The sequence below is a fragment of the Paracoccus angustae genome (genome assembly GCF_042648745.1).
Taxonomy (GTDB): domain Bacteria; phylum Pseudomonadota; class Alphaproteobacteria; order Rhodobacterales; family Rhodobacteraceae; genus Paracoccus; species Paracoccus angustae.
This window is the reverse complement of the sequence record NZ_JBHRXY010000007.1, coordinates 59,725-85,760: the sequence shown is the minus strand read 5'-3', so window position 1 is coordinate 85,760 and position 26,036 is coordinate 59,725. Positions and strand designations below refer to the sequence as shown.

The window sequence follows — 26,036 nt, the reverse complement described above, 5'->3', positions numbered from 1 at the left end:
GGCAGCGCCTGTTGCGGCGCTGCCCGGCTGCCTTCTCAGGCGCGGGCGGTTTGCAGCGTCCGGGCCCACCAGGTCAGCTCGTCCAGCATGGCCTTCAGCGACCCTTCCAGATGCTCCTCGATCTCGGCCATGGGGGCATCGGCGCCAAGCGGCGAGACCTTGAAGAAATCGCCCCCGCCGATATGGACGGCATTGCGCAGGGGCACCATCTGAAGCTCGATCCCGATCAGGCGCAGGTGTTCCAGGGCCCGGGCGCCGCCCAGGCTGCCATAGGCCAGGGCCGCGAAGGGCTTGCGGTTCCACTCCTTGTAGGCCTGGTCCAGCGCGTTCTTCAGCGCCCCGGTGATGGAGCGGTTGTATTCCGCGACGACAAACACGAAGCCGTCGAAGCCCGCCAGCTTTTCCTGCCAGGCCACCGCGTTCGGATCGCTGGACGGCATCCAAAGGTTCGACGCCGGTTCGTTGAAGAAGGGCAGGTTCTGGTCGCGCAGGTCGATCAGTTCGAAGTCCAGGTCGGGATGGTCCTTGACCTTGTCCATCAGCCAGGCCGCCGGCTTGTCGGCAAAGCGGGTGTCGCGGGTAGAGCTGATGATGACGCCGATACGGGGCTTGGTCATGTCTGCTGGTCCTTTCCAGGTGGGGTGGGAACAGCCAGCCTAACGCAAAGCCGGTCGCGCGGTTCGGCCAATCGGCAGGCAGGCGCGCACAGCGAGGCTTGCGCTTTCGCACAACGGCCCTTGCCTGCGGGACGCGGCGGTGGTCTATAAATTCCCATGAAAAAGTCCGACAACCCCGCCGATCCTTTCAAGAAGGCCTTGTCCGAGGCGACGCGCGCCCTGGCCGACGACCGGGAATTGAACGTGACCTTCAGCGCCGATCCCTCGGGCGTGGCGGGCGACACGATGCGCCTGCCGCAGGTCAGCCGCCGCATGGCCCGGGACGAGATCCTGCTGGCTCGCGGCACGGCCGACGCCTTGGCGATGCGGATGCGCCACCACGATGTGGGCACCCATGCCCGCTTCGCCCCCGCCGGCCCGATGGCGCGCGAGCTTTACGAGGCGATGGAAACCGCCCGCTGCGAGGCGCTTGGCGCGCGCGACATGCCGGGCGCTTTGTCCAATATCGACGCCCGGATCGGGGCGGATGCCGACAAGAAGGGCTATGGCCAGATCAAGGCCCCCGCCGACGCGCCGCTGCCGGTGGCTGCGGGCTATATCGTGCGCCAGGCCGCGACGGGGCGCGCGCTGCCGGGCGGGGCGCAGCATGTGGCCGATCTGTGGCGTCCCTTCGTGGAACAGCAGGCGGGCGGGTCGCTGTCGCATGTGAACGACGTTTTGGCCGACCAGGCGGCCTTCGCGCGCCTGTCGCGGCAGGTGATCAGCGACCTGGGCTATGGCGACCAGCTGGGCGACGATCCCGACCAGCCCGACGACGACGACGCCGAGGACAACGCCGAGCAGGACGAGGAAGCCGGCGACAACCAGTCCCGCGACCAGGACGACAGCGAGGATGCCGAGGCCTCGCCCGAGCGGTCGCAGGAACAGCAGCAGGACGAGCGGCAGGCCCAGGTCAGCATGGACGACCAGTCCGACGAGCAGCTGACCGACGAGGCCGAGATGCCCGAATCGGAAACGCCGCCCGACCTGCCCCCCCCGGTCAGCGAGGCCAGCGCGGATTACAAGGTCTTCGCGCAAACCTGGGACGAGGAAATCCGCGCCGAGGATCTGGCCGATCCCGCGGAGCTGGAGCGGTTGCGCGCCTATCTGGACAAGCAGCTGGAGCCGCTGCGCGGGGCGGTGTCGCGGCTGGCCAACAAATTGCAGCGCCGCTTGCAGGCCCAGCAGAACCGCAGCTGGGAATTCGACAAGGAGGAAGGCGTGCTGGACGCGGGCCGCCTGGCCCGGGTGGTGGCGAACCCGACGACTCCGCTGTCCTTCAAGGTCGAAAAGGACACCGAGTTCCGGGACACGGTGGTGACGCTGCTGATCGACAATTCGGGCTCGATGCGCGGCCGTCCGATTTCCATCGCGGCGATCTGCGCCGACGTTCTGGCCCGCACGCTGGAACGGTGCAGCGTCAAGGTGGAAATCCTGGGCTTCACGACCCGCGCCTGGAAGGGCGGGCAGTCGCGCGAGGCCTGGTTGCAGGCGGGCCGTCCCGCCCAGCCGGGGCGGCTGAACGATCTGCGCCACATCATCTACAAGCCCGCCGACGCGCCCTGGCGGCGGGTGCGGCCGAACCTGGGGCTGATGATGAAAGAAGGGTTGCTCAAGGAAAACATCGACGGCGAGGCGCTGGAATGGGCGCACAAGCGTCTGGTCCGCCGGACCGAGGCGCGCAAGATCCTGATGGTGATCTCGGACGGGGCTCCGGTCGATGATTCGACCCTGTCGGTCAATCCGGCGAACTATCTAGAAAAGCACCTGCGCGACGTGATCGCCATGGTGGAAAAGAAGCGCATGGTGGAACTGCTGGCGATCGGCATCGGCCATGACGTGACGCGGTACTATGAACGCGCGGTGACGATCACGGACGCCGACCAGTTGGCCGGGGCGATCACCGAGCAACTGGCGGCGCTGTTCGACGCCGATCCGCGCAAACGGGCCCGCGCCCTGGGTCTGGCGAGCCGTCGCCCCTGATTGCGTCCCGCGAAGGCAGGGGGCCTTCCGCCCCCTGCGGACGCCCGGGGGCGTCCTACCCCCGAGGGTATTTGGGCAAAGAAGAGGCCAGAAGTGCAGGCAGGGTGGCGCGCAGCCTGGCCGTGCCCCCGGGTCGCCATCCCATTGCGCCCAGGCGGTCGCAGCATTGGACGCGCAGCGGGGACGGGTCGGCGCGGGCGGGCAGGGGATGGGGGCAGCCGGTCAGCGCCCGCACCTGCGCCAGAAGGTCGCGGCGATCCAGGATCAGGTCGCTGCAATTCACCTGAGGGGGCGGGTTCGGCCGATCCAGCAGCAGCAGGACCGCGGCGGCCAGGTCTTCGCCGTGAACCTCGGTCGCGACGTGAGGCGGGACGGGGCGGCCTGCCAGGTAGTCGTCGAACAGGCCGCGCCACTTGCCGGGCAGGCCGTAAACGCCGGTGGCGCGGATCGCGGTGCCCTTGACGGGGAGGCTGGCGAGGCGGGCCTCGGCATCGGCCTTGACCTGGCCGTAAAGGTTCGCGGGGCGGGCGGGCAGGTCGTCTGGCAGTGCGGTTCCGGGCGGATAGCCGTCATGAACCGCGCGCGAGGACAGAAAGACGATCCGGTCCACGCCGTCGCGCACGGCGGCGTCGAACAGGCGGGCCGTTCCGTCGCGGTTCAGGCGCAAAAAGGTTTCGGGATCGTCGCCCTCGCCCCCGCGATAGCGCCCGGGGGCATGGGCGAAGGCGCAATGGATCAGCGCATCGTGGCCCGACAAGGCGGGCGCATCGCCCAGTCGGAAGCCGGTGCTTCGGTCAAGCCGCTTGACGGAGTGCCCCGCCGCCCGGGCCGCGCGCAGGACAAAGCCGCCGACGATGCCCGAGGCGCCGGTCAGGGCGATGCGCATCAGGCGGCGGGGCGGGCTTGCGCGGCCAGGTCGGGAACCGGGTGGCCTTCGGCGATGGCGCGCCACAGATCGATCAGGGGGCGCAGCAGATGGACCTTGTCGTGGTCCTGCCAGGGCTTCTCGTACTGGAAATGCAGGATGCGGATGTCTTCCCAGCTCCACAGTTCCGGCATGTTCATCCAGACATATTGCAGCATGTTGTGGTGGATCGAGAGGCCGTGCCAGTCGGGGAAGTAATCTTGCAGAAAGGTCTGGTCGGTGCGCCGCCAGAAGACGCCGGGGCGGTCCAGATGCGCCATCATCGCATGATAGGTGCGGATGTCGGGACGCGCGGTGAAAACGCCCGAGTTCATGCGGTGGAAGCCGTCCAGCCCGTCATAGACATTGGGGGCGGCGCAGAATTCCGGCAGATCGAACAGCTTCTCGACGGAACGCAGCACCACGGCGTCGGCGTCGATGAAGACGCAGCGGTCGTAATCCAGCTGCCACAACCGCAGCTTGACGAAATTGTCCAGCGGCGTGTGGAAATCGGGCTTGCCGCCCCGGGTGAAGGCCGCGCGGGCGTGCAGAGCGTCGCGGGCATGGGTGCGGTCGAAGGCTTCGGTCGTGGGCAGCAGGTCGGCCGCGATCAGCCGGGCGCCGTGGACGCGCAGCCGAGCCAGATGGGCCGGGCCAAGTCCGCGATGCATCACCACCAGATCGGCGCGCGTGCCCGTCAGCTTCAGCGAGCGCAGCAGCGCCTCGGCCCCCGGCAGATAGTCGGGATTGGTGACCAGCGTGACATAGGCATGGTCGGATCTGGCGGGGGTTTCAGCCCGCAGGCCGTCGGGCAGGGCGCGACCGCTGCCGCGCGTAGCGGTGGGGTACAGCGGCGAGATCCGGGTGGTGTCCATCGGGTATCCTGGGCAGTCAAGAAAGTCTGGCGGCGGTTTGGCGCGACGTTATGGCGTTTTTATGAACCGTTGATGACAGAACGCCATGGGCTTTGCCAAGGTTCACCCGAACGCTAACCTGCCCGCGACAAGCAAGGAAACGATCATGAGCCTGCCCCTCGACCTTTCCGACCGTCTGCGTGGCATCTTGGGAACACGCCTGTCCCAGACGGCGGCGGACCGCGACCACCACGCCCAGTCCGAGGCCTTCCACCGCTCGCCACCGCCCGATGCCGTGGCCTGGCCCGAAAGCGCCGAGGAGGTCGCGGCGATCCTGCGGGCCTGCGACGAGGCCCGCGTTCCGGTGATCGCCTGGGGCACCGGCACCTCGCTCGAGGGGCACGCGCTGCCGGTTCGGGGCGGCCTTTCCCTTGACCTGTCGCGGATGGACAGGGTGGTCGAGGTCCGGGCCGAGGACATGCAGGCCTGCGTTCAGCCCGGCGTCACGCGCGAGGCGCTGAACACCGAACTGCGCGCGACGGGGCTGTTCTTTCCGGTCGATCCCGGGGCCAATGCCAGCCTTGGCGGGATGGCCGCGACGCGGGCCAGCGGAACAACCGCCGTGCGTTACGGCACGATGCGCGACAATGTTCTGGCCTTGCAGGTGGTGCTGGCCGACGGGCGGATCATCCGCACCGGCACGCGGGCGGCGAAATCCAGCGCCGGTTACGACCTGACGGGATTGTTCGTGGGATCCGAGGGCACGCTGGGCGTCATCACCGAACTGACGCTGCGCCTGCATGGCCAGCCCGAGGAGGTGGCGGCCGCCGTTTGCGCCTTCGACAGCTTGGATCACGCCGTGGAATGCGTCAGCGCGACCATCCAGTCAGGGATCCCGATGGCGCGGATCGAATTCGTCGACGCGGCCAGCGCGCGGGCCTTCAACCTCCACTCCGGCAGCGCCCTGCCGGAACGGCCGCACCTGATGATCGAGTTCCACGGCAGTCCCGGCGCCGTGCGCGAGGACGCGGCCCGCTTTTGGGAAATCGCGGCCGAGTTCGGCGCCCAGGGCTTCGATTGGGCCACCACGCCCGAGGATCGGGCAAGGCTGTGGCGGATGCGGCACGGGGCCTATCACGCCTGCCTGGCGCTGCGGCCCGGCGCCTCGGGGCTGATCACCGATGTCTGCGTGCCGATGTCGCACCTGCCCGCCGCCGTTCATGCCGCGGCCGCCGACATCGCCTCCGAGGGGCTGATCGGCCCCATCCTGGGCCATGTCGGCGACGGCAATTTCCATTCGCTGCTGCTGGTCGATCCGGCCAGCCCCGACGAGATCGCGGCGGCCAAGCGCATCGCCACGCGCATGGCCGAACGGGCGCTTGCCGTGGGCGGCACGATCAGCGGCGAACATGGCATCGGCATCGGCAAGCGCGGGCTGATGGGCGCCCAGCACGGCGAGGGCTGGCAGCTGATGGGCCAGATCAAGGCGGCGCTGGATCCCCGCGGCATCCTCAACCCCGGAAAGCTGGTGCCGGACAGGAACTAGGCCAACCTTCGGCAGTTTCCTTGTCAAGCTACCGGAGGAAATCCCATGTCCCACAATGACGACAACCCGCAGCGATCGGCCAGCCGTCACAAGCCCGCGCTGATCGCCATCGCCATCGCCTTGCTGGCGGCCTTTCTGGCCTTTGTGGTGTTCCGCCCGGGGACCAACGAGCAGAACCAGGGCCTGGCGACGACCCCCCCGCCCGCCGAAACCCCGATCACCAACGCCGAGGGAACCGACGGCAACACCTCGCCCCCCGTTTCCGCCGGCGGGCTGCCCGGGCCTTCGGTGGACGAGGGCGCGACACCCACGGATTCGAACTAGCTGACACACTCGTGACCGTCACGGCCCGGTGACTTTCCTTCACGACCTTGCGATAAGCACCGAAAAGGGCGCGGCAAGTGCCCATGCAAAGTCGAAGGGGCAGAATGCGGCGTTTCAACAGGATATTGATGGGGCTGATGCTGGTGCTGGCGGTTGCCTGCGCGCGGACGCCCGAAAGGGGTGGCTATCGCGCGGCACCGGGGCCGGGGGCGAATGCGCAACTGGGCGATTCGGCGCCGCATGACTGGGGCGGGCGGCATCCTTACGGCCATGCGGTCCACGGCATCGACGTGTCGCGCTGGCAGGGGGACATCGACTGGAACCGTGTCCGCAACGCGGGCATCAGCTTTGCCTTCATCAAGGCGACCGAGGGAGGCGACCATTACGATCCGGCCTTTCACCGCTATTGGCGCGAGGCCGCCGAAGCCCGGATTCCGCGCGGCGCCTATCACTATTACTACTTCTGCCGTTCGGGGGCCGAGCAGGCGGCGTGGTTCATCCGCCAGGTGCCGCGCGAAATCGGATCCCTGCCGCCGGTCATCGACCTGGAATGGACCCGTTCCCAGACCTGTCCTTTCCGGCCCTCGCCGCAACAGATCAAGCAGCAGGCCTCGATCTTCATGGACATCGTGGGCCGCCATTACGGCCAGCGTCCGATCATCTACACGACGGTCGATTTCTATCGCGACAACCGGCTGGGCGACATGCGCGCGGAATTCTGGCTGCGCTCGGTCGCCAATCATCCCAGCGTTCCCTATCCCGGGCAGCGGTGGGCCTTTTGGCAATATACCGGAACCGGCATCGTTCCAGGCATCCGTGGCAACACCGACCTGAACGCCTTTGCCGGAACCCGCGCGGATTGGGTACGATGGTTGCAAACACGTCTGACACGGTAAGATCGCGGCTTTGGCTGGGGATCGAGTTCGCGGCGCTCTATATCGGGGCGCCGCTGGCCATTGCGCTGTTCATGCCGGGCCGCCACCTGTTCGAGGCCCTGGCGGTCTTTTCCGTCATCGGGATGCTGCTGCTGTGGCGCACCGGCGGCTTCGGCTTCCGCTCGCTGGTCCGGGGGTGGAGCCGGATACCCCGGCGCGAGGTGCTGCTGCTGTCGGCCGCCACCCTTCTTGCCGGAACGGCGATCCTGTATGTCAGCTATCCCGAACGGCTGTTCGCCATGCTCCGGTCGGGGATGCTGCCGGTGATCTGGGTCTTCTACCCGATCCTGTCCGCGCTGCCCCAGGAACTGATCTTCCGTCCGCTGTTCTTCCATCGCTACGGCGCGCTGTTGCCGACGGGGCAGGGGGCCATCGCCGTCAACGCGGCGGTCTTTTCCTTTGCCCACCTGATGTACTGGTCTTCGGTCGTGGCGGTGATGACCTTCGTGGGCGGCTGGATTTTCGCCCGCGCCTATCTGCGCCACGGCTTTCCCGCCGCCTGGGTGCTGCACGCGCTGGCCGGCAACATCCTGTTCACGGTCGGCATGGGGGCCTATTTCTATACCGGCAACGTGGTGCGTCCGTTCTGACCGGTTGACTTCCCGCCCCCGCCGCGCTTGATGCGGGGCGGATTATTCGGGGAACGACCATGCACGCCTATCGCAGCCACACCTGCGGCGATCTGACTGCCGCCCATGCCGGGGAAACCGTCCGCCTGTCGGGCTGGGTCCACCGGGTCCGCGACCATGGCGGCGTGCTGTTCGTGGACCTGCGCGACCATTACGGCATGACGCAGGTCCTGGCCGACAGCGACAGCCCGGCCTTCGCCGCCATGGACCGCTTGCGCGCGGAAACCGTGATCCGCATCGACGGCCGCGTGAAGCTGCGCGACGCGTCGCTGGTCAACCCCAAGCTGCCCACCGGCGCCATCGAGGTCTATGCCACCGACCTCGAGGTGCTCGGCCCCGCCGACGAACTGCCCTTGCCGGTTTTCGGAGACCAGGAATACCCCGAGGAAACGCGGCTGGCCTATCGCTTTTTGGACCTGCGCCGCGAAAGCCTGCACAACAACATCATGCTGCGGTCCAAGGTGATCCGGTCGATCCGCAACCGCATGTGGGACGGCGGCTTCACCGAATTCCAGACGCCCATCATCACCGCGTCCTCTCCCGAAGGCGCGCGCGACTTCCTGGTGCCCTCGCGCCTGCATCCGGGCAAGTTCTACGCCTTGCCGCAGGCCCCTCAGCAGTTCAAGCAGCTGATCATGGTCGCGGGCTTCGACCGCTATTTCCAGATCGCGCCCTGCTTCCGCGACGAGGATCCGCGCGCCGACCGCAGCCCCACCGACTTTTACCAGCTTGATCTGGAGATGTCCTTTGTGGATCAGGAGGATGTCTTTGCCGCGATCCAGCCGGTCATCCAGGGCCTGTTCGAGGAATTCGGGGGCGGCCGCCCGGTCGATCCGAACTGGCCGCGCATCCCTTATGCGGAATCGCTGCTGAAATACGGCAGCGACAAGCCCGACCTGCGCAACCCGATCGAGATGCAGGTGGTTTCCGACCATTTCCGCGGCTCGGGCTTCGGCATCTTCGCCAAGCTGCTGGAGCAGGAAGGGACCGAGATCCGCGCCATTCCCGCGCCCACGGGGGGCAGCCGCAAGTTCGCTGACCGCATGAACGCCTTTGCGCAGCGCGAAGGGCTGCCCGGCATGGGCTACATCTTCTGGCGCAAGGCCGAGGACGGCTCGACCGAGGCCGCCGGTCCCATCGCCAAGGCTCTTGGCCCCGAAAAGACCGAAGCCATCCGCGCCCAGCTTGGCCTGGGCGAGGGCGATGCCGTGTTCTTCCTGGGCGGCCGTCCCGAGCAGTTCGAGGCTGTCGCGGGCCGCGCCCGCAACGAGATCGGGCGCGAGCTGGGCCTGACCCAGGAAAACCAGTTCAAGTTCGCCTGGATCGTCGATTTCCCGATGTACGAAAAGACCGACGACGGAAAGATCGACTTCAGCCACAACCCGTTCTCAATGCCGCAAGGCGGCCTGGACGCATTGAACGGCGATCCCTTGCAGGTGAAGGGCTATCAGTACGACCTCGCCTGCAACGGCTACGAGCTGATCAGCGGCGCGATCCGCAACCACAAGCCCGAGATCATGTTCAAGGCCTTCGAGCTGGCGGGCTATCCGGCCAGTGAGGTGGAAAAGCGGTTCGGCGGCATGGTCAAGGCCTTCCGCTATGGCGCGCCGCCGCACGGCGGTTGTGCTGCGGGCATCGACCGGATCGTGATGCTGCTGGCGGACGAGGCGAACATCCGCCAGGTCATCATGTTCCCGATGAACCAGCGGGCCGAGGATCTGATGATGGGCGCCCCGTCGGAGCCCACCAACGAACAGCTGCGCGAACTGCGCCTGCGCGTCCTGCCGAAAGAGTGATGGGACATTCCGGCCCCATGTCTCTAGCTTTGTGAAGGAATTCATGACGCAAGGGGGGCGCGGATGCTGTCCTATCCCGAACTTGCCGCGATCCGGCTGGGCTTTGGGCTTTCGCCCCTGTCCAGCCCGCCAGCCGATCCGGCGGCGCTGGTCGAGGCGATCAGGACCGCCGGGCCGGACGGGGATGCCTTTTCGGTGGCCCGGGACCATCTGCCCCACCGGGCGCGCTTTGCCGACCTGAACCGCCAGAAGGCGCCGAAACCGCAGATACAGGCGCTGCGCGACCATGTGCGCGACATCGGGCGGCGCGCGCCCCGGATCAGGATGGCCCGCGCGGTGGGCGATGCCGGCGGCTTCGGCGAGCGGCTGGTCCAGTTCTGGGCCGATCATTTCACCGTGACGAACGGCAGCGTCTTCGACGTGGTCACCGCGGCGGCTTTCGTGGACGAGGCGATCCGGCCCCATATCGGCGGGCGCTTCGCGGACCTGATGTTCGCGGCCGAAACGCATCCGCGGATGATCACCTATCTGGACCAGGCGGTTTCGGTCGGGCCGAACTCGCGCGCGGGAAAGGCCGGGCGGGGCGTGAACGAAAACCTCGCCCGCGAGATGATCGAGCTGCACAGCCTGGGTGCCGGATCGGGCTATGGCCAGCGCGACGTGCGCCAGCTGGCCCTGCTGCTGACCGGGCTGACCTTTCGCCCCAACCGGGACGCAGCCAGCTTCTTCAACAGGAACTGGGCGGAACCCGGCCCCTTCGAGGTGCTGGGCAAAACCTACACGCGGGGCAAGGGGCGGGGGGTGGTGCGCGGGGTCATCGAGGACCTGGCCGCCCACGACGCGACCGCGCGTCATATCTCGCGCAAGCTGGCGGTGCATTTCGTGTCCGACGATCCGCCCGACGGCCTGGTCCGGCGGCTGACCCAAGCCTTTCGCGGCAGCGGCGGCGACCTGCCGACGCTTTATCTGGCGCTGGCCGAGGCGCCGGAACTGCGCGACTGTTTCCGCCACAAGGTGCGCCAGCCCTTCGACTTCATCGTGGCGGCGCTGCGCGGATGCGGCTTCGCGCACGCCGACATCATGGCGCTGGAGGATCGCGCCTTCATCAGGCTGCTGCTGAACGGCATGTTCGTGATGGGGCAACGCTGGGGCGTTCCGCGCGGCCCCGACGGCTGGCCCGAGGATGCGGACGCCTGGGCCACGGCGCAGGGGCTGGCGGGGCGCATCGACTGGGCCATGCGCATGTTGCCCAAGCTGCTGCCGGATCAGCCCGATCCGCGCGCCTTCATGCGGGCGTCCCTGGGCGACAGCGCGTCCGAGGCGCTTCGCTGGGCGGTGCCCAAGGCCGAAAGCCCGGCCGAAGGGATGGCCGTGATCCTGGCCTCGCCCGATTTCAACCGGAGATGACGCGATGCTGTCCCGCCGCCTGTTCCTGAAATCCAGCGCCCTTGCCGGCTGCTCGGCCGCCGCCCATCCGCTGCTGTCCTCGATCGCCTTTGCCAGCGCGCCGGGCGAGAACCGCCTGGTTGTCATCATCCTGCGCGGGGCGATGGACGGGCTGGACGCGTTCCAGCCCTATGGCGACCCGGCCCTGCGGACCTTGCGCAAGACGCTGTCGGTCGGACCCGAGGGCGGGGCGCAGGATCTCGACGGCTTTTTCGCGCTGCATCCCGCGCTGGCGGACCTGATGCCCTTGTGGCGCGCGGGCGAGCTGGGCTTTGCCCCCGCCGTTTCCACCCCATACCGCGACAAGCGCAGCCATTTCGACGGCCAGGACGTGCTGGAGGCCGGGACGGGCACCGATGTCGAGGCCGTCCGCCAGCGCGACGGCTGGCTGAACCGCCTGTTGCAGGCGATGCCGGGGGTGCGGTCGGAAACGGCCTATTCGGTGGGCCTGGACGACATGCGCATCCTGGACGGCGCGGCGCCCGCCAAAAGCTGGGCGCCGCAGACGCGCTTTCGCCTGTCCGCGCAGGGCCAGCGGCTGCTGACCCATGTCTGGCACGACGATCCGCTGTTCCGCCCGGCGGGCGAACAGGCGGTGGAGATCATCAACGACGGCCTTGCCGCCATCGAGACCGAGGCGGGACCGACCCGCGACGCGCAGGCCTTGGCGCGATTCGCCGCCGACCGCCTGAACGGCGAGACGCGGATCGCCACCTTCTCGATCTCCGGCTGGGACAGCCATGCCCGTCAGCCCCAGGTCATCGGCCGCGCCCTGCAACGCCTGGGCGCCGCGATCCTGACCCTGCGCGCGGATCTGGGCGCGAACTGGACGCGGACAACGGTGCTGGCCATGACCGAATTCGGCCGCACCGTGCGAGAGAACGGGACCGGCGGAACCGACCACGGCACCGGCGGGGCGCTGCTGGTGGCGGGCGGCAACATCCGGGGCGGGCGGGCCATCGGCGGCTGGCCGGGCCTGGCCGAGGGCGACCTTTACGCCGGGCGCGACCTGATGCCGCTGCGCGACATCCGCGCCCATGCCGCCTGGGCGCTGCGCGACCTGTTCGGCATCGCCCCCGACGTGCTGGAGCGCGGCGTGTTTCCCGGTCTCGACATGGGGGACAATCCGCGCATTCTGGCATGATCAGGCCAGGGGGTTCGGAATGCGGGTCGACGGGGAAAAGGCGTCCTTGGCGGATTTCGTGCCGCCCCCGCATCCGGCGGCGCAGCCGATTTGCAGCGACATCCTGCGACCCTTGTCGGCTGACCGCCATGCCGCCGACCTGTTCGACGCGCAGGCAGGCCATGACGCGCTGTGGACCTACATGCCCTATGGCCCCTTTCCATCCCGAAGCGACCATCAGGCCTGGACGGCGCGGATCGAGGCCCTGGCGGATCCCTTTTTCCTGGCGATCCTTGATCCCCGGACGGGGCGGGCGGCGGGCCAGGCCTCTTTCCTGCGGATCGAGCAAGCCTATGGCGTGATCGAGATCGGGCATATCCTGCTGACGCCGGTCCTGCAACGCGGCCGGACGGCCAGCGCGGCGCTGATGGCGATGATCGGCTGGGCCATGGATCACGGCTATCGCCGGGTGGAATGGAAATGCAACGCGCTGAACGAACCTTCCCGCCGGGCGGCGCTGCGGCTGGGCTTTACCCATGAAGGGACGTTCCGCAACCACATGATCGTCAAGGGCGAGAACCGCGACACGGCCTGGTTTTCGATCACCGATGGAGACTGGCGGGTCTTGGCGCCGGCCTATGCCGCCTGGCTGGACGCGGAGAATTTCGACGAGGACAACCGGCAGCGTCAAAGCCTGTCGGAACTGACGGGCAGGGCGCTGCCGGGACGCGGCGGCGCGGGCTAAAGGCTTGCGACCCTGGCCAGGCGTTCCTGCACCAGCCCGCTGATCCGGGCCAGATCGCTGGCCAGGGCATGGCCCGCCTCGCGGTCGCGCTGCAAGGCCGTGGCCGCCGCCTCCAGCACCGGGTCATGGGCCGACCGGGCGATGCCCGCCAGGAAATGGGCGATGTAATCGACCGCCGTGGTGTCCTGCGCGCTGGCCAGGATTTCGGCCACATGGGCCAGGTCGTCGCGCAGGCCCGAAGGGTCGGGCTGGATCACCTCGTCCGGCAGCACGCGCAACCCGTGGCCCCGCGCCTCGACCGGCAGGGCCGACAGGATCGTCTGCTGAAAGACCGCCAGGCTTTCGATGGGCTTTGCCAGAAAGCCGTCCGCCCCGGCAGCCAGCGCCACGTCGCCCAAGCCCGGATCGCCCGAGATGCCCAGCAGCACCGGCACCCGGGGCTCGGTCGTGGCGACCTGGCGGATCAGCCCCGCGCCGTCGCCGTCGGGCAGGCCCAGATCCACGATGACCACCGCGGGGCGATAGGTTTGCAGATGCCGCGCGGCGGACCGCAGGCAATCGGCCCGCCGGATCCGCGCGCCCGAGCGCAGGCACAACAGCCGCACGGCCTCGCTGGCGAAGCGCGAATCCTCGACCACAAGAACGGTCAGCCCGGTCAGCGGGCGGTTCGGCAACGAGGCCCGCCACATGGGCAAAGCTTCGACCACGTCGGACGCAATGTCTTTCTGCATGTCAGTGTCCCTACCAATGTCGCCGTTCCAGTTAGCGGCCGATTCGCTAAGAAGCGGTTAACGCCGCCGGGTTTTCCTTTCGCCGCCCGTCCGAAGGCCCTAGAAGCGGTGAAAACGGAGGAAAAGATGATTGGACGCCTCAACCACGTCGCCATCGCGGTTCCCGACCTGGCCGCGGCGCAGGCCCAATACGCCAACACGCTGGGCGCCAAGGTGGGCGCGCCGCAGGACGAACCCGACCACGGCGTCACGGTGGTCTTTATCGAACTGCCCAACACCAAGGTCGAACTGCTTCATCCCCTGGGCGAGGACAGCCCGATCAAGGGGTTTTTGGACAAGAACCCCTCGGGCGGGATCCATCACATGTGCTTCGAGGTGGAGGACATCCTGGCGGCCCGCGACCGGCTGAAGTCCGAAGGCGCGCGCGTGCTGGGCGACGGGGAACCCAGGATCGGCGCGCATGGCAAGCCGGTGCTGTTCCTGCATCCCAAGGACTTCAACGGCTGCCTCATCGAACTGGAGCAGGTCTGATGAACCTGACCGGAGGCATCGTCCTGTTCGCCGTCTTGTGGTTCCTGACCCTGTTCATCGTGGTGCTGATCGGCCAGCGCAGCCAGCAGGACGCGGGCGCCATCGTGCCGGGCACCCCCGCGGGGGCGCCCGCCGACCTGCGACTGAAACGCAAGCTGATCTGGACCACGGCCATCGCCTTGGTGATCTGGGCCGCCATCGCCGCCGTGATCCTGGGCGGCTTCGTCACCCGCGCGGATATCGCGAACCTGGACCGGCTGGTCCGCTGAGAAGGTGGAACAGATGCGTGAAGGCCGCCGCGGCCAGCAGCGGCACCGCGATGTTCACCACCGGAACGGCCAGCGCCACCGCGACCAGGACGCCCGCCAGCGTGACCCGCGCCCCGTTGGCCTTGCGCAACGCCGTCGCCTGCGGTTCGTCCATGTGGCGGCGCGCGGCCATCTGGAAGAATTCCCGTCCCAGCAGCCAGCCGTTCGCGCCGAACAGCAGCACGGGCGCCAGCGGCCCCAGAAAGGGCGTCAGCACCAGCGACACCACCGCAACCAACAGAACGGCCGCGACAACCGCCAGTGATTCCAGCAGCCCGTCCATGAAGTCCAGCGAGCTTCCGCGACGGGCGGGATAATGGATCTCCTCGACCGCGTCGGCGACCCGTTCGGCGAACAGCCCCGCGAAACCCGCCGCAACCGGGGCCATCAGGAAAAAGCCCATCAGCGGGAACAGCGCCAGCGACCCCCAGGACAAGGCCGATCCGACATCCAGCGAGCCGATCCAGGGCAGCGACCAGTTCCCCGGAACGAAGCTGCGGACGGCCCAGAAAACCGCCGATTGCAGGGCAACGAACAGCAGGATCGTCAGCCCGGCGCCCATCAGCGCCAGCCGCAGGATGCGGGGGCGCAGCAGATCCAGCCAGGCCAACGCCAGGGCGCGAAGAACGGTCATTCCAGCCAGCTTGTCTTGGCCGCGACATCGGGACGCGGGCGCTCGGGCGGCGTCTCGCCCCGGCTGCCCAGGTGGACCAGCCCGACGATGCGCTCGTTCTCGGACAGGCCCAGGTGGGTGCGCCCGAAGGTCTCGTCCAGAACCGCGGGCCCCGTCAGCCAGGCCGCGCCCCACCCCGAGGCCAGCGCCGCGTTGACCAGCCCCAGGCAGACCGCGCCCGCCGACAGGAACTGTTCCCATCCCGGCACCTTCTCGCTGGCGACGGGGGCGGAGATCACCGCCACGATCGCCGGAGAGGCGAAGGCCGCCGCCGCCTTGTCCGCCGCCGCCTCGCCCTGGCCCGCCGCCAGCACCTGATCGCGCAGGATCGGGGCCAGCCGGTCAAGGGCGGCGCGTTCCAGAACCACGAATCGCCAGGGTTCCAGCTTGCCGTGGTCGGGGGTGCGGGCGGCCAGCGTCAGCAGGCGCAGGATCTCGGCCCGGTCGGGGGCGGGCTCGCGCAGCATCTTGGGCGGATGCGACCTGCGGGTCGCCAGGAAATCCAGCGCGGCATCGTTGCGATAGGTCATGGCAGTCTCCTTCGCGCCCGTTGTTTCCGAAAGCGGCGGGTTGCGCAACCTAGCCGCGCTCGATCCGGTAGTTGCCTTCGGGCAGGTTCAGCGCCAGCCGCAATTCGGCCAGCTGGTGCATCGACAGGGTGACGCGCACCACCTCGTCGTCGGGGCCGACCTGTTCCACCACCACCCGGTCGTCGAAGGACAGGATCACCACGTCCTCGTTCAGGGGGCCGGTGTCGGGATCGGCCTCGTCGATCAGGGTGATGACGGTGGCGTCGAAATCATGCTCGATGGTGAACATCGCTGTCTCCTTGGTTCGGCCGACATTCGCGTGATGAGCGCCCTTCGGCAAGCGGGCAGGGTTTGCGCGGCTTCTGACGAAAGGATAAGATCGGCGCGGATCAAGGGTAAGACCGCGTGACGGCGAAATGCGGCGAAGGGCAAGGGGCAGAGTGATGAGGCAAGTCGCGGCGATCCTGGGTGCGGGGCTTCTGGGCATGGCGGCCTGCGCGCCCCTGCCGATGGACACCGCGCCGTCGCCGGTCGGCCCTTACGCCGCGCCCGTGCCTGCGCCGGTTCTGACCAACGACGGCAGCCCGCAATCGACCGCCCGGATGTTCGTGGCCGTCATGCGCCGGATGGAACCCGCGGTGGAACGCGAATGCCTGCAACGGCGCACGCAGCCCATCAACTGCGACTTCCAGTTCGTCGTGGACGACCGCCCGGGGCAGGAGCCGAACGCCTTTCAGACCATCGACGCCACGGGACGCCCGATCATCGGTTTCACCTTGTCGCTGATCGCGCTGGCCCGCAACGGGGACGAGATCGCCTTTGTCGTGGGCCACGAAGCCAGCCACCATGTCCTGAACCACCTGGACCGCAAGGCCGGGGCGGCGGCGGCAGGGGCGGTGATCCTGGGCAGCATCGCCTCGGTTTACGGCAACAACCAGGAAGCCATCGAAACCGCGCAGCGCATCGGCGCCTCGGTCGGTTCGCGCTATTATTCCCGCGATTGGGAGCTTCAGGCGGACTATCTGGGCGCGATCATGACCATGAACGCGGGCTTCGATCCCATCAACGGGTCGCGGTTCTTCGAGCGAATCCCCGATCCGGGCGATCATGTCCTGGGCACCCACCCCTCGCGGGCGGCGCGCCTTGCCCAGGTCCGCCGGGCGGTCGATGACGTGGTCAGCGGACGCATCCGGTAGCCGCCGCAGGATTTCACCTGCGGCAAATATGCCACGATTCGCGCCGGAACACCGCCGCGGCTGCGGCGGCCGCAATGGGACAATTCATAACCGTTCTGGAACCTAACGCCTAAACAAGGTGTTGCGCCATCTTGTGTTTCAAAGAAGCAGGGAGACTGACAATCTTCGCGCAACTGGCAAAAAAAAGCTGACCGATCGGCGGAAATCTGCTTTCGTCACCATTACCATGCACATAAAATGCATGTGATTTGACGTGGTAGCGCGATGCCAATGGGCGTCCGTTTGGAGTTGCGGGATGATCGGCGTCGTAGTTTGGAGCAGCGTGGACAAGGAAAAGGCGGTGATCTGGTGCGAGGATCATGCCGCCTTGGCCTATCTACAGGGCCGCGAGAACCTCGCCAGCCCGGCCAGTTGGCCCCAGCCGGGGGATCTGGTGGAACTGGAAAGCGAGATCGTCGGCGCGCTTCGCAACGCCCGTCGGGTCAGCCTGCTTTCGGAACAGGAATTTGCCCATCTTCCGGGAATGCTGCGCGCCAGCGCCCCTCCGGCCGAGCCGCATCTGCGCATCGTTTCCTCGACCCCGCAGCCCGAGTCGAGAGACCAGCTCGCGGCGGGCCCGGCCCTGAGGGCGGCGGCCGCAAGCTGACCGGACCAAGCTGACTGGACCAAGCTGACCGGGCTCAGATCCCGCGCGACAGGGCGGCGACGCCGGTGCGGGCCAGGTCGGCCAATCCCAGGGGCCGCATCAGATCGGCAAAGGCGTCCAGCTTGGTGGGCGTGCCGACCAGTTCGAAGACAAAGCTTTCCAGCGTCGAATCGACCACGTTGGCGCGGAAGATTTCAGCGATCCGCAGCGCCTCGACCCGCTTTTCGCCCTGGCCGCGCACCTTGAACAGGCCCAGTTCGCGTTCCACCGCCGGACCCTCGACCGTCAGGTCGTGAACCTCGTGCACGGGCACGATCCGCCCCAGCTGCGTCTTGACCTGAGCGATCACGGCGGGCGTGCCACGCGTCACCAGCGTGATGCGCGACCGGTGGCCGGTGTGATCCACCTCGGCCACGGTTAGGCTGTCGATGTTGTAGCCGCGCCCGGAAAACAACCCGATTACGCGGGCCAGGACGCCCGGTTCGTTCTCGACCAGCACGGCCAGGGTGTGGCTTTCCTCGACCTGGGAATTCGGATCGCGCAGGTCATAGGCCGAATGGCTGGACGCGCCCTTCTGGATGTTCAAAGCGTTCATGGCTCCGCCTTCATCTTCGTGTAAATATCCCGGGGTGTGGGGCAGCGCCCCACATGATCACACCAGCACGGCGCCATCGACCTCGATCACCCCGAAGGTCGCAGCCTCGCCCAGCAGCATCTCGTTGTGGGGCTTGCCGGACGGGATCATCGGGAAGCAGTTCTCGTGCTTCTCGACCAGGACATCCAGGATGAAGGGGCCGTCGTAATCCAGCATCTGCTGGATCGCGTCGTCCAGATCCTTGGGATCCTTGACCAGCGCGCCCTTGCAGCCAAAGGCTTCGGCCAGCTTGACGAAATCGGGCAGGCTGTCCGACCAGCTCTGGCTGTAGCGTTCGCCATGCAGAAGCTGCTGCCATTGGCGGACCATGCCAAGCCGTTCGTTGTTCAGGATGAACTGCTTGACCGGCAGGCGGAACTGCACCGCCGTGCCCATTTCCTGCATGTTCATCAGCCAGCTTGCGTCGCCCGCGACGTTGATCACCAGCGCCTCGGGATGGGCCATCTGCACGCCGATGCTGGCCGGCAGGCCATAGCCCATCGTTCCCAACCCGCCCGAGGTCATCCAGCGATTCGGCCCCTCGAAATGCAGGTATTGCGCGGCCCACATCTGATGCTGGCCAACCTCGGTCGTGATGTAGCGGTCGCGGCCCTTGGTCAGCGCCTCCAGCCGTTCCAGGGCGTATTGAGGCTTGATGATCGTGTCGCTGTTCCGATAGGACAGGCAGTTCTTCGCCTTCCATTCCTCGATCTGCTGCCGCCACCGGGCCAGCGCGGCGCCGTTGGTCTTGCGGCCGCGCGATTTCCAGACCTTCAGCAAATCCTCCAGCACATGGCCGACATCGCCGACGATGGGGATGTCCACATGGATGACCTTGTTGATGGAGGACGGGTCGATGTCGATATGCGCCTTGATCGAGTGCGGGCTGAAATCCGCGACGCGGCCGGTGATGCGGTCGTCAAAGCGCGCGCCGATGTTGATCATCAGATCGCAGCCGTGCATCGCCAGGTTCGCCTCGTAAAGGCCGTGCATTCCCAACATTCCCAGCCAGTTCCTGCCGGATGCCGGATAGGCGCCAAGCCCCATCAGGGTCGAGGTGACGGGAAAGCCCGTCGCATCGGCCAGTTCCCGCAGCAACTGGCTGGCGCCGGGGCCCGAGTTGATGACGCCGCCGCCGGTGTAAAGGACCGGACGTTCCGCCGCCTCGATCAGTTCGACCAGGCGGGTGATGGCGGCGATGTCGCCCTTGCGGACCGGCTGATAGCGGCCCGGTTCGACCTGCCTGGGGCCGACATAGGTGCCGGTCGCGAACTGCACGTCCTTCGGAATATCGACCAGCACCGGCCCCGGACGGCCCGAGGTCGCGACCTGGAAGGCCTTGTGGATCGTTTCGGACAGCTTGTCGGTGTCCTTGACCAGCCAGTTGTGCTTGGTGCAAGGCCGGGTGATGCCGACGGTATCGGCCTCCTGGAAGCCGTCCGTGCCGATCATAAAGGTCGGAACCTGGCCCGACAGCACAACCAGCGGGATCGAATCGAGCAGCGCGTCGGTCAGCCCCGTGACGGCGTTCGTGGCCCCCGGACCCGACGTGACCAGCACCACCCCTGGCTTGCCCGTGGACCGGGCATAGCCCTCGGCCATGTGGACCGCGCCCTGTTCGTGGCGCACCAGGACATGGGTGATGTCGTTCTGCTGGAAAATCTCGTCGTAGATGGGTAGCACCGCCCCGCCCGGATAGCCGAATACCGTATCGACGCCCTGATCGCGCAGGGCTTCGACAACCATTCTTGCACCCGTCATCGTTCGGGACATCGCTTCCTCCATCAGGTCAAGGCACGCGGCGGCTTCCCGCCCGCGAGTCGGCGCAAACTATGGAGGACACCCGGCAGGGTCAATGGGTCGCCGCGGATAAAATGACGCCGATCACAGGATTTTTGTAATTTTCTTTCGCTCTTTTCAGCGGTCGAATTGCGGCAAGGCGATCCGCGCGACCTGTTCGACGATCGGATCGACCGACAGGGGGTGCGCCTCGTTCGAATGGTCCTGCGGATCGCCGATGTTCTGCCAGACCCCGCCCTTGTATATCTCGAGCGCGGAAAAGCGCGCCTTGTAGTCCATCTTGCGGCTGCCCGGCACCCAGTAGCCCAGGTAGATGTAGGGCAGCTTGGCGGCCCGCGCGATCTCGATGTGATCCAGGATCAGGTATGTCCCCAAGCTCGCCGGTTGCAGGATCGGGTGGTAGAAGCTGTAAACCAGGGACAGGCCGTCATCCAGAACGTCGGTCAGGCAGACCGCCGCCAGGAAATCGTCGCCGGGCGCCAGCCGCTCGGGCCGGTCCCCGCTGCAACGGTATTCGATCACGCGGGTCTTGACCGGCGTTTCCTCGATCATGGCGGCGAATTCGAAGATGTCCATGTCGGCCATCCCGCCATCGGCATGGCGGCTGTCCAGGTATCGGCGGAACAGCTCGAACTGCTCCTCGGTCGCCCAGGCACTGGTGGCGAGGCGCTTCAGGCCCGCGTTGCGGCGCAGCAGGCGGCGCTGCGTGCGCGAGGGCTGGAAGTCGGCCACCCGGATGCGGGCCGACATGCAGGCCACGCAGCTTTCGCAACTGGGCCGGTAAAGGACGTTCTGCGACCGCCGGAAACCCTGGCGCGACAGCGCGTTGTTCAGTTCGGCCGCGTTGTCGCCATGCAGCGCCGTGAACAGCTTGCGTTCCGCCCGCCCGTGCAGGTAAGGGCAGGGCTGCGGAGCCGTGACATAGAATTGCGGCGCATGCGGAAGGGTATGGCGCATCAGGTGCGGCCCTTGTGGCGGGTTGTCGTTCCTGAACTGATCATGCGCCGAAAAGGATCCGTCTGGCCGATTGTGGATTTGCGCGAAAGCCTAGCAATGATTGCGTGACGCGCCAAGCCGGGAAAGACTTAAAGCTTGAACGGACCCCCGGGGGGGGGGCGCGGGGGACATTGACCGGGCCGGGCCTTTGCCTGACCATGCCGCGCATGGATTTCGCCGCCCGCATCACCCGCCATCCCCTTGCCGCCGATCCCGACCGGGCGCGGCACGTCCTGTCGCTGTTCCCGACGTTGGATCCCGCGCTGGCCGCGCTGGTCGGCGGCGCGGCCGGATGCAGCCCCTATCTGGCGGGCCTGCTGCAAAAGGAGGCCGACTGGCTGCCCGGCGCGCTTGGCCGGGACGATGTCGTCGCCCGCGAAACGGCGGGTTTCGACGGCCTGTCCCCCGAGGATCTGGCGGTTGCCCTGCGCCGGGCCAAGCGCCGGGTCGCCCTCTATGCCGCACTGGCCGACCTGGGCGGCGTCTGGCCGCTGGAGCAGGTGACGGGCGCCTTGTCCGACCTGGCCGACCGCGCCGTCGATCTGGCCCTGCGGGTCCATGTCGCGCAGGAACGCCGCCGCGGCAAGCTGCCCCGGACCGATGCCGATGCGGGCGGGATCTTCGCGCTGGCCATGGGCAAGGGCGGCGCGCGGGAACTGAACTACAGTTCCGACATCGACCTGATCGTGCTGTTCGATGAGACGGCCTATGACAGCCAGGACCAGACAGAGGCGCGCGCGGCGCTGATCCGCGCCACCCGCAAGACGGCCGCCCTGCTGTCCGAGGTGACGGCCCACGGCTATGTTTTCCGCACCGACCTGCGGTTGCGCCCCGACGCGGCGGTCACGCCGGTCTGCATCTCGACCGCGGCCGCGCTGGCCTATTACGAGGCCGAGGGGCGGACCTGGGAACGCGCGGCCTTTATCAAGGCGCGGGCGGCGGCGGGCGACATCGCGGCGGGCGAACGTTTCCTGCGCGAACTGCGGCCCTTCGTCTGGCGCAAGCACCTGGATTTCGCGGCGATCCAGGACGCCCACGACATGCGCCTGCGCATCCGCGACCACAAGGGCCTTGGCGGGCGGCTGGAGATTCCGGGCCACAACATGAAGCTGGGCCGGGGCGGCATCCGCGAGATCGAGTTCTTCACTCAGACCCGCCAGCTGATCGCGGGCGGGCGCGACCCCGGCCTGCGCCAGCGCGACACCGTGGGCGGGCTTGCCGCGCTGGCGGACAAGGGCTGGATTCCCTCCGATGTCGCGGGGCAGCTGATCGACCATTACCGCGCGCATCGCGACATCGAACACCGCATCCAGATGGTCAACGACGCCCAGACCCACAGCCTGCCCAAGGACGCGGCTGGCGTGGCGCTGATCGCCGCGATGATGGGCGAGGCGGATGCGGACGCCTGGTCCGCTCGCCTGCGCGCGCGGCTGGAGCATGTGCACGAACTGACCGAAAGCTTTTTCGCCCCCGGCGGGGCCGCCGAGCGTCCGTCGATCTCGCCCGAATCGCAGACGGTGATCGACGGGTGGCACGCTTATCCGGCCCTGCGCTCCACCCGCGCCCAGCAGATCTTCAAGCGGGTCGAACCCGAACTGCTGTCCCGCATGGCCCGGACCGGCCACCCGACCGAGGCGCTGCGCCGTTTCGACGCCTTTCTGTCTGGCCTGCCCGCCGGCGTGCAGATCTTTTCCCTGTTCGAGGCCAATCCGACGCTGATCGACCTGTTGGTCGACATCTGCGGCAGCGCGCCGGGGCTTGCCGCCTATCTGACGCGCCACCCCGCGGTGCTGGACGCGGTGCTGGGCGGCAGCTTCTTCTCGCCCTGGCCGGGCGTTCAGGGGCTGCGAGCGGATGCGGAGCGTTTGCTGCAAGGGGCGCTGACCGGACCGGGCGGCGGATACGAGGCCGCGCTGGACGGCGCGCGCCGCTGGGCGCATGAATGGCATTTCCGCGTGGGCGTCCACCACCTCCGCGGCCTGATCGACGCGGACGAGGCGGCGCGCCAGTATGCCGACATCGCGGACGCCTGCGTGGGCGCGCTGTTTCCCGTCACCGCCGGGGATTTCGCCCGCAAGCATGGCGCCCCTCCGGGGCGGGGGGCGGTGGTGCTGGGCATGGGTTCGCTGGGCGCTCGGACGCTGAACGCGGGATCGGACCTGGACCTGATCGTGATCTATGACGCGGACGGGGCGGACGGTTCGGACGGGCCGCGCCCGCTGGCGGCGCGTCCCTATTACGCGCGGCTGACGCAGGCGATGATCACCGCGGCCTCGGCCCCCACGGCCGAGGGGCGGTTATACGAGGTGGACATGCGGCTGCGCCCCTCGGGGCGGCAGGGGCCGGTGGCGACCGCCATCCAGAGCTTCGAAAGCTACCAGATGACCGAGGCCTGGACATGGGAGCATCTGGCCCTGACCCGCGCCCGCGTGGTGGCGTTTGCGGGCGAGGGGGCCGAGGAGCTGGCGAACGATGTCGAGGCGCTGCGGCTGGCGGTGCTGCGCGGGCGCGGCGCCGATCCGCGCGTGATGCCCGACCTGGCCGACATGCGCGAACGGATCTTCGCGGCCCGTCCCCTGGATGGCGCGTGGGAGGCCAAGGTCGGTCCCGGCCGGTTGCAGGACATCGACCTGCTGGCGCAATCGCTGGCGCTGCGGGCGGGCGATCCGGCGCGCGGGACGCTGGCGCAACTGCGCGCCGGGCGGCGGGCGGGGCTGATCGCCGCGGAGGATGCGGACCGGCTGGCCTCGATCTGGCGCTTCCTGTGGCGGCTTCACGCCTCGGGGCGTCTGCTGACGGCCAAGCCCCTGGACATGGATGAAATCGGCCTCGGCGGGCAGGAATTCCTGCTGCGGGAAAGCGGCGCCAGGTCGATCGCGGACCTTGCCGGCCGCCTGCGCGATTTCTGCGCCGAAGCCGCCGCGCTGATCGACGCGGCCCTGCCGGTCGAAGCGGGCTAGGCGCTTTTCCGGGCCGGCGCCGCGGCGGCGGCAAGACCTTCGTCGATCGCCTGAGCCGCCGGCCCGACGTCGGGCCGGCGCTCGCCGATGGTGCCCAGCAGCGGAACCGAAACCGTGCCTTCGGGGACTGCCGCGGCAGCGGCGTCGGCGTCATAGATTCCATGCGCGGTCTTGTCCCAGTAAAAGGGCTTCACGACCACCTCGTAGATCGCCTTCCACCCGGCAAGGCAGCCCAGCGGGAAATACAGGTGCAGGCTGGGCACCCAATACATCAGGTGGCGGTGCTTGTCGCCCCGGACCGCCCACATGCCGACCCCGATGGACAGCAGTTCCGAGGCGACAAAAGTTCCGAACAGCGCCGGGATGGCATAGCCGCCCCAGACCCCCGCCAGCGGCTCGCGCAGCGGATGTGGCAGGCCCAGGCTCAGCAGCCAGAAGCTCCACAGGACGGGGGCCAGCAGGTATTGCGACAGGCTGCCCAGGAATTGGATCTGGAAGCCGATAAAGCGGCGCGGCCCCAGTTCCCGCCACAAGGCGCGGGGATCGCGCATGTGGACCCCCCAGGTCATCGCATAGCCTTTCAGCCAGCGGGACCGCTGCTTGATCCAGGGCAGGGCGCGGCAGTTCGCCTCCTCGTCGGTGGTTGTGTCGATGATGGCGGTTCGCCAGCCGCGCCGGGCCAGGCGCACGCCCAGATCGGCGTCCTCGGTCACGTTCCAGGCGTCCCAGGCACCGACCTGTTCAAGCGCGTCGCGGCGGAAGAACAGGGTGGTGCCGCCCAGGGGGACCACCAGCCCGAGGCGGGCGACGCCGGGAAGGATCACCCGGAACCAGGCCGCGTATTCGATGGTGAAGCAGCGCGCCAGCCAGTTGGTGCGCGGGTTGTAGTAGTCAAGCGCGCCTTGCAGGCAGGCCACGTCGGCAGGCGCGAAATGGAAGCGGCGGGCCACGGTGTGCAACTGGTCGGGGTCGGGCCGGTCCTCGGCATCCCAGACCCCGATGATCGCGCCCCGGCAGAAGTTCAGCGCATAGTTCAGCGCGCGCGGCTTGGTCTGCACGGGGCCGTTCGGCACCTCGACCACGCGGATCCAGCCGGGCAGGCGCACCCCTTGCAGGGCGTTGCGCGTCACCTGGTCGCTGGCCTCGATCACCAGCAGGATGTCGGTCAGTTCGCGCGGGTAGTCCAGCCGCGACAGGCGGCCCACCAGCTTGCCCGCGACATCGCTTTCCCGAAACAGCGGCACCATGACCGAGATCACCGGCAGCGGCCCGGTCATTTCCGCCCGCGCGGCCTTGCCCCGGGCCAGGTCCTCGGCCAGGGCGCGTTCCTCGGCATGGACGCGGCGGGTCGCCAGAAGGGACAGCAGCTTCAGCCCGCTTTGCGCCAGCAGCGACACCGTGGCCCACAGCGTCAGGACCGACAGAACCGTCACGGGCACAAGCCACAGGCCAAGGGCCAGGGCCGCCATCGCGCCCAGGGCGATGCGGCCGGTGCGCGCCTCGTTCCGGGACCGGCAGCTTTCAGCGGCGGGGACGCGCATCTCGGCCTGGCGGATCATGGCGATGCGGCGGACGGCCAGAACGGCGGCCTGGACCTGATCCTCGCTGCACAGCAGCATCCGCACCTGCCCGAAGCCTGCGGGAAAGGAGGGGATCAGCGCGGCGAAAGCCTCGGGGCGGGCGGTGGCGATCCAGGTGACGCCGCCGATGCGCCGCCAGGGCAGGACGGCGTTCGCCAGGCAGAACTCGGTCCCCAGGGCGTCGATAAGGCGCGGATCGCCCGGCGTTTTCGCGGGATCGAGGGCCGTTGTGCGCCATTGGCGGCACAAGGCGCGCAGCAGCGCCTCGGGCGTGACCCAGCCTTGCGACAGAAGGATCTGACCCAGGCGGCTGTCCTGCCGCCCGCGCATCACGCTGGCCTTTAGCAGGTTGCCGGGATCGACGGCGCCGTCTTCCAGAAGCAGCTGTCCCAACGGCGCCTGATTGCGGGGCGCCATGGTCGGCGCCGCCGCGTCGGCGGGCGGAACGGCTGAGGTTTGCGGACTGGCCATGGGCGATTCCCTTCTGGATCGCCCATGGGTGGCATGAAA

At 68.1% G+C, this 26,036-nt stretch carries 25 protein-coding genes; 14 read left to right on the top strand and 11 right to left on the bottom strand.

The features are described 5' to 3' along the window. Nucleotides 1-35 precede the first annotated feature (35 nt). On the bottom strand, nucleotides 36-617 hold the full coding sequence (locus ACFOM8_RS10900) for an NADPH-dependent FMN reductase (RefSeq protein WP_377761385.1): 582 nt from the start codon (nucleotides 615-617) through the stop codon (nucleotides 36-38). A gap of 156 nt (nucleotides 618-773) precedes the next feature. On the opposite strand from ACFOM8_RS10900, the gene cobT reads away from it, so the two are divergent. Beyond that, nucleotides 774-2,639: a cobaltochelatase subunit CobT gene (gene cobT, locus ACFOM8_RS10895; protein ID WP_377761384.1), complete on the top strand. Its 1,866-nt coding sequence runs from the start codon at nucleotides 774-776 to the stop codon at nucleotides 2,637-2,639. Nucleotides 2,640-2,694: 55 nt separating this feature from the next. Here cobT and ACFOM8_RS10890 read toward each other — a convergent pair whose 3' ends face one another. Both ACFOM8_RS10890 and ACFOM8_RS10885 read right to left on the bottom strand, forming a co-directional pair. Next, complete coding sequence (locus tag ACFOM8_RS10890; RefSeq protein ID WP_377761383.1) at nucleotides 2,695-3,525, bottom strand: NAD-dependent epimerase/dehydratase family protein; 831 nt, start codon at nucleotides 3,523-3,525, stop codon at nucleotides 2,695-2,697. Then, complete coding sequence (locus ACFOM8_RS10885) at nucleotides 3,525-4,418, bottom strand: glycosyltransferase (protein WP_377761382.1); 894 nt, start codon at nucleotides 4,416-4,418, stop codon at nucleotides 3,525-3,527. The genes ACFOM8_RS10890 and ACFOM8_RS10885 overlap by 1 nt, the downstream gene beginning before the upstream one ends. Before the next feature lie 145 nt (nucleotides 4,419-4,563). On the opposite strand from ACFOM8_RS10885, the gene ACFOM8_RS10880 reads away from it, so the two are divergent. The 8 genes from ACFOM8_RS10880 (at nucleotide 4,564) to ACFOM8_RS10845 (ending at nucleotide 12,941) form a co-directional block, all read left to right on the top strand. Further along, on the top strand, nucleotides 4,564-5,943 hold the full coding sequence (locus ACFOM8_RS10880) for an FAD-binding oxidoreductase (protein WP_377761381.1): 1,380 nt from the start codon (nucleotides 4,564-4,566) through the stop codon (nucleotides 5,941-5,943). Between the two features lie 45 nt (nucleotides 5,944-5,988). Further along, the gene (locus ACFOM8_RS10875) at nucleotides 5,989-6,267 is read left to right on the top strand and encodes a hypothetical protein (RefSeq protein WP_377761380.1); all 279 of its coding nucleotides are present in this window, start codon (nucleotides 5,989-5,991) and stop codon (nucleotides 6,265-6,267) included. A 104-nt stretch (nucleotides 6,268-6,371) separates the two neighbouring features. Further along, nucleotides 6,372-7,163, top strand: a complete 792-nt coding sequence (locus tag ACFOM8_RS10870) for a glycoside hydrolase family 25 protein (protein ID WP_377761379.1) — start codon at nucleotides 6,372-6,374, stop codon at nucleotides 7,161-7,163. Further along, nucleotides 7,136-7,792 carry a CPBP family glutamic-type intramembrane protease gene (locus ACFOM8_RS10865; protein WP_377761378.1) on the top strand — a complete coding sequence of 219 codons (657 nt, stop codon included), beginning with the start codon at nucleotides 7,136-7,138 and terminating at the stop codon, nucleotides 7,790-7,792. The genes ACFOM8_RS10870 and ACFOM8_RS10865 overlap by 28 nt, the downstream gene beginning before the upstream one ends. Nucleotides 7,793-7,851: 59 nt before the next feature. Further along, the gene (gene aspS / locus ACFOM8_RS10860; RefSeq protein WP_377761377.1) at nucleotides 7,852-9,627 is read left to right on the top strand and encodes an aspartate--tRNA ligase; all 1,776 of its coding nucleotides are present in this window, start codon (nucleotides 7,852-7,854) and stop codon (nucleotides 9,625-9,627) included. A gap of 63 nt (nucleotides 9,628-9,690) precedes the next feature. Then, complete coding sequence (locus ACFOM8_RS10855; protein ID WP_377761376.1) at nucleotides 9,691-11,034, top strand: DUF1800 domain-containing protein; 1,344 nt, start codon at nucleotides 9,691-9,693, stop codon at nucleotides 11,032-11,034. 4 nt (nucleotides 11,035-11,038) lie between these two features. Beyond that, nucleotides 11,039-12,217 carry a DUF1501 domain-containing protein gene (locus tag ACFOM8_RS10850; RefSeq protein ID WP_377761375.1) on the top strand — a complete coding sequence of 393 codons (1,179 nt, stop codon included), beginning with the start codon at nucleotides 11,039-11,041 and terminating at the stop codon, nucleotides 12,215-12,217. 19 nt (nucleotides 12,218-12,236) lie between these two features. Continuing rightward, nucleotides 12,237-12,941, top strand: a complete 705-nt coding sequence (locus ACFOM8_RS10845) for a GNAT family N-acetyltransferase (RefSeq protein WP_377761374.1) — start codon at nucleotides 12,237-12,239, stop codon at nucleotides 12,939-12,941. Here ACFOM8_RS10845 and ACFOM8_RS10840 read toward each other — a convergent pair. Beyond that, a complete protein-coding gene (locus ACFOM8_RS10840) occupies nucleotides 12,938-13,672 on the bottom strand; it encodes a response regulator (RefSeq protein ID WP_377761373.1) in 735 nt (244 codons plus the stop codon). The genes ACFOM8_RS10845 and ACFOM8_RS10840 overlap by 4 nt on opposite strands. A gap of 126 nt (nucleotides 13,673-13,798) precedes the next feature. Between ACFOM8_RS10840 and mce the strand changes: the two genes are divergently transcribed. Together mce and ACFOM8_RS10830 are read left to right on the top strand one after the other, a co-directional pair. Continuing rightward, nucleotides 13,799-14,203, top strand: coding sequence for a methylmalonyl-CoA epimerase (gene mce, locus ACFOM8_RS10835; protein WP_377761372.1), 405 nt, complete (start codon nucleotides 13,799-13,801; stop codon nucleotides 14,201-14,203). Continuing rightward, nucleotides 14,203-14,472: a DUF1467 family protein gene (locus ACFOM8_RS10830; protein ID WP_377761371.1), complete on the top strand. Its 270-nt coding sequence runs from the start codon at nucleotides 14,203-14,205 to the stop codon at nucleotides 14,470-14,472. The genes mce and ACFOM8_RS10830 overlap by 1 nt, the downstream gene beginning before the upstream one ends. Here ACFOM8_RS10830 and ACFOM8_RS10825 read toward each other — a convergent pair. From ACFOM8_RS10825 to ACFOM8_RS10815, 3 genes are read right to left on the bottom strand one after another with little or no spacing between them, the layout of a single operon-like run. Continuing rightward, nucleotides 14,429-15,145, bottom strand: coding sequence for an EI24 domain-containing protein (locus tag ACFOM8_RS10825; RefSeq protein ID WP_377761370.1), 717 nt, complete (start codon nucleotides 15,143-15,145; stop codon nucleotides 14,429-14,431). The genes ACFOM8_RS10830 and ACFOM8_RS10825 overlap by 44 nt on opposite strands. Continuing rightward, nucleotides 15,142-15,714: a nitroreductase family protein gene (locus ACFOM8_RS10820; RefSeq protein ID WP_377761369.1), complete on the bottom strand. Its 573-nt coding sequence runs from the start codon at nucleotides 15,712-15,714 to the stop codon at nucleotides 15,142-15,144. Before ACFOM8_RS10820 ends, ACFOM8_RS10825 begins: the two co-directional genes overlap by 4 nt. 49 nt (nucleotides 15,715-15,763) lie before the next feature. Next, nucleotides 15,764-16,003, bottom strand: a complete 240-nt coding sequence (locus ACFOM8_RS10815) for a hypothetical protein (protein ID WP_377761368.1) — start codon at nucleotides 16,001-16,003, stop codon at nucleotides 15,764-15,766. A 154-nt stretch (nucleotides 16,004-16,157) separates the two neighbouring features. Here ACFOM8_RS10815 and ACFOM8_RS10810 point away from each other — a divergent pair, with 154 nt between their 5' ends. Both ACFOM8_RS10810 and ACFOM8_RS10805 read left to right on the top strand, forming a co-directional pair. Then, a complete protein-coding gene (locus ACFOM8_RS10810) occupies nucleotides 16,158-16,910 on the top strand; it encodes a M48 family metallopeptidase (RefSeq protein ID WP_377761367.1) in 753 nt (250 codons plus the stop codon). Between the two features lie 322 nt (nucleotides 16,911-17,232). Beyond that, nucleotides 17,233-17,556 carry a hypothetical protein gene (locus ACFOM8_RS10805; RefSeq protein WP_377761366.1) on the top strand — a complete coding sequence of 108 codons (324 nt, stop codon included), beginning with the start codon at nucleotides 17,233-17,235 and terminating at the stop codon, nucleotides 17,554-17,556. A gap of 34 nt (nucleotides 17,557-17,590) precedes the next feature. Here the strand turns inward: ACFOM8_RS10805 and ilvN are convergent, their stop codons facing one another. The 3 genes from ilvN to ACFOM8_RS10790 form a co-directional block, all read right to left on the bottom strand. Continuing rightward, the gene (gene ilvN, locus ACFOM8_RS10800) at nucleotides 17,591-18,151 is read right to left on the bottom strand and encodes an acetolactate synthase small subunit (RefSeq protein WP_377761365.1); all 561 of its coding nucleotides are present in this window, start codon (nucleotides 18,149-18,151) and stop codon (nucleotides 17,591-17,593) included. Between the two features lie 57 nt (nucleotides 18,152-18,208). Continuing rightward, on the bottom strand, nucleotides 18,209-19,963 hold the full coding sequence (locus ACFOM8_RS10795; RefSeq protein WP_377761364.1) for an acetolactate synthase 3 large subunit: 1,755 nt from the start codon (nucleotides 19,961-19,963) through the stop codon (nucleotides 18,209-18,211). A 144-nt stretch (nucleotides 19,964-20,107) separates the two neighbouring features. Next, on the bottom strand, nucleotides 20,108-20,947 hold the full coding sequence (locus ACFOM8_RS10790; RefSeq protein ID WP_377761363.1) for an arginyltransferase: 840 nt from the start codon (nucleotides 20,945-20,947) through the stop codon (nucleotides 20,108-20,110). Between the two features lie 206 nt (nucleotides 20,948-21,153). On the opposite strand from ACFOM8_RS10790, the gene ACFOM8_RS10785 reads away from it, so the two are divergent. After that, nucleotides 21,154-23,946, top strand: coding sequence for a [protein-PII] uridylyltransferase family protein (locus ACFOM8_RS10785; RefSeq protein ID WP_377761362.1), 2,793 nt, complete (start codon nucleotides 21,154-21,156; stop codon nucleotides 23,944-23,946). Here ACFOM8_RS10785 and ACFOM8_RS10780 read toward each other — a convergent pair. Next, nucleotides 23,943-25,997 (bottom strand): glycosyltransferase, encoded by a 2,055-nt coding sequence (locus ACFOM8_RS10780; RefSeq protein ID WP_377761361.1) that lies wholly within the window; start codon nucleotides 25,995-25,997, stop codon nucleotides 23,943-23,945. The two genes, ACFOM8_RS10785 and ACFOM8_RS10780, sit on opposite strands and share 4 nt — an antisense overlap. Nucleotides 25,998-26,036 lie beyond the last annotated feature (39 nt).

Bases quoted from the DNA above. Each gene is read 5' to 3' on its own strand.
- ACFOM8_RS10900 (WP_377761385.1), bottom strand. From the start codon at position 617: ATGACCAAGCCCCGTATCGGCGTCATCATCAGCTCTACCCGCGACACC.
- cobT (WP_377761384.1), top strand. From the start codon at position 774: ATGAAAAAGTCCGACAACCCCGCCGATCCTTTCAAGAAGGCCTTGTCC.
- ACFOM8_RS10890 (WP_377761383.1), bottom strand. From the start codon at position 3,525: ATGCGCATCGCCCTGACCGGCGCCTCGGGCATCGTCGGCGGCTTTGTC.
- ACFOM8_RS10885 (WP_377761382.1), bottom strand. From the start codon at position 4,418: ATGGACACCACCCGGATCTCGCCGCTGTACCCCACCGCTACGCGCGGC.
- ACFOM8_RS10880 (WP_377761381.1), top strand. From the start codon at position 4,564: ATGAGCCTGCCCCTCGACCTTTCCGACCGTCTGCGTGGCATCTTGGGA.
- ACFOM8_RS10875 (WP_377761380.1), top strand. From the start codon at position 5,989: ATGTCCCACAATGACGACAACCCGCAGCGATCGGCCAGCCGTCACAAG.
- ACFOM8_RS10870 (WP_377761379.1), top strand. From the start codon at position 6,372: ATGCGGCGTTTCAACAGGATATTGATGGGGCTGATGCTGGTGCTGGCG.
- ACFOM8_RS10865 (WP_377761378.1), top strand. From the start codon at position 7,136: ATGGTTGCAAACACGTCTGACACGGTAAGATCGCGGCTTTGGCTGGGG.
- aspS (WP_377761377.1), top strand. From the start codon at position 7,852: ATGCACGCCTATCGCAGCCACACCTGCGGCGATCTGACTGCCGCCCAT.
- ACFOM8_RS10855 (WP_377761376.1), top strand. From the start codon at position 9,691: ATGCTGTCCTATCCCGAACTTGCCGCGATCCGGCTGGGCTTTGGGCTT.
- ACFOM8_RS10850 (WP_377761375.1), top strand. From the start codon at position 11,039: ATGCTGTCCCGCCGCCTGTTCCTGAAATCCAGCGCCCTTGCCGGCTGC.
- ACFOM8_RS10845 (WP_377761374.1), top strand. From the start codon at position 12,237: ATGCGGGTCGACGGGGAAAAGGCGTCCTTGGCGGATTTCGTGCCGCCC.
- ACFOM8_RS10840 (WP_377761373.1), bottom strand. From the start codon at position 13,672: ATGCAGAAAGACATTGCGTCCGACGTGGTCGAAGCTTTGCCCATGTGG.
- mce (WP_377761372.1), top strand. From the start codon at position 13,799: ATGATTGGACGCCTCAACCACGTCGCCATCGCGGTTCCCGACCTGGCC.
- ACFOM8_RS10830 (WP_377761371.1), top strand. From the start codon at position 14,203: ATGAACCTGACCGGAGGCATCGTCCTGTTCGCCGTCTTGTGGTTCCTG.
- ACFOM8_RS10825 (WP_377761370.1), bottom strand. From the start codon at position 15,145: ATGACCGTTCTTCGCGCCCTGGCGTTGGCCTGGCTGGATCTGCTGCGC.
- ACFOM8_RS10820 (WP_377761369.1), bottom strand. From the start codon at position 15,714: ATGACCTATCGCAACGATGCCGCGCTGGATTTCCTGGCGACCCGCAGG.
- ACFOM8_RS10815 (WP_377761368.1), bottom strand. From the start codon at position 16,003: ATGTTCACCATCGAGCATGATTTCGACGCCACCGTCATCACCCTGATC.
- ACFOM8_RS10810 (WP_377761367.1), top strand. From the start codon at position 16,158: ATGAGGCAAGTCGCGGCGATCCTGGGTGCGGGGCTTCTGGGCATGGCG.
- ilvN (WP_377761365.1), bottom strand. From the start codon at position 18,151: ATGAACGCTTTGAACATCCAGAAGGGCGCGTCCAGCCATTCGGCCTAT.
- ACFOM8_RS10795 (WP_377761364.1), bottom strand. From the start codon at position 19,963: ATGTCCCGAACGATGACGGGTGCAAGAATGGTTGTCGAAGCCCTGCGC.
- ACFOM8_RS10790 (WP_377761363.1), bottom strand. From the start codon at position 20,947: ATGCGCCATACCCTTCCGCATGCGCCGCAATTCTATGTCACGGCTCCG.
- ACFOM8_RS10785 (WP_377761362.1), top strand. From the start codon at position 21,154: ATGGATTTCGCCGCCCGCATCACCCGCCATCCCCTTGCCGCCGATCCC.
- ACFOM8_RS10780 (WP_377761361.1), bottom strand. From the start codon at position 25,997: ATGGCCAGTCCGCAAACCTCAGCCGTTCCGCCCGCCGACGCGGCGGCG.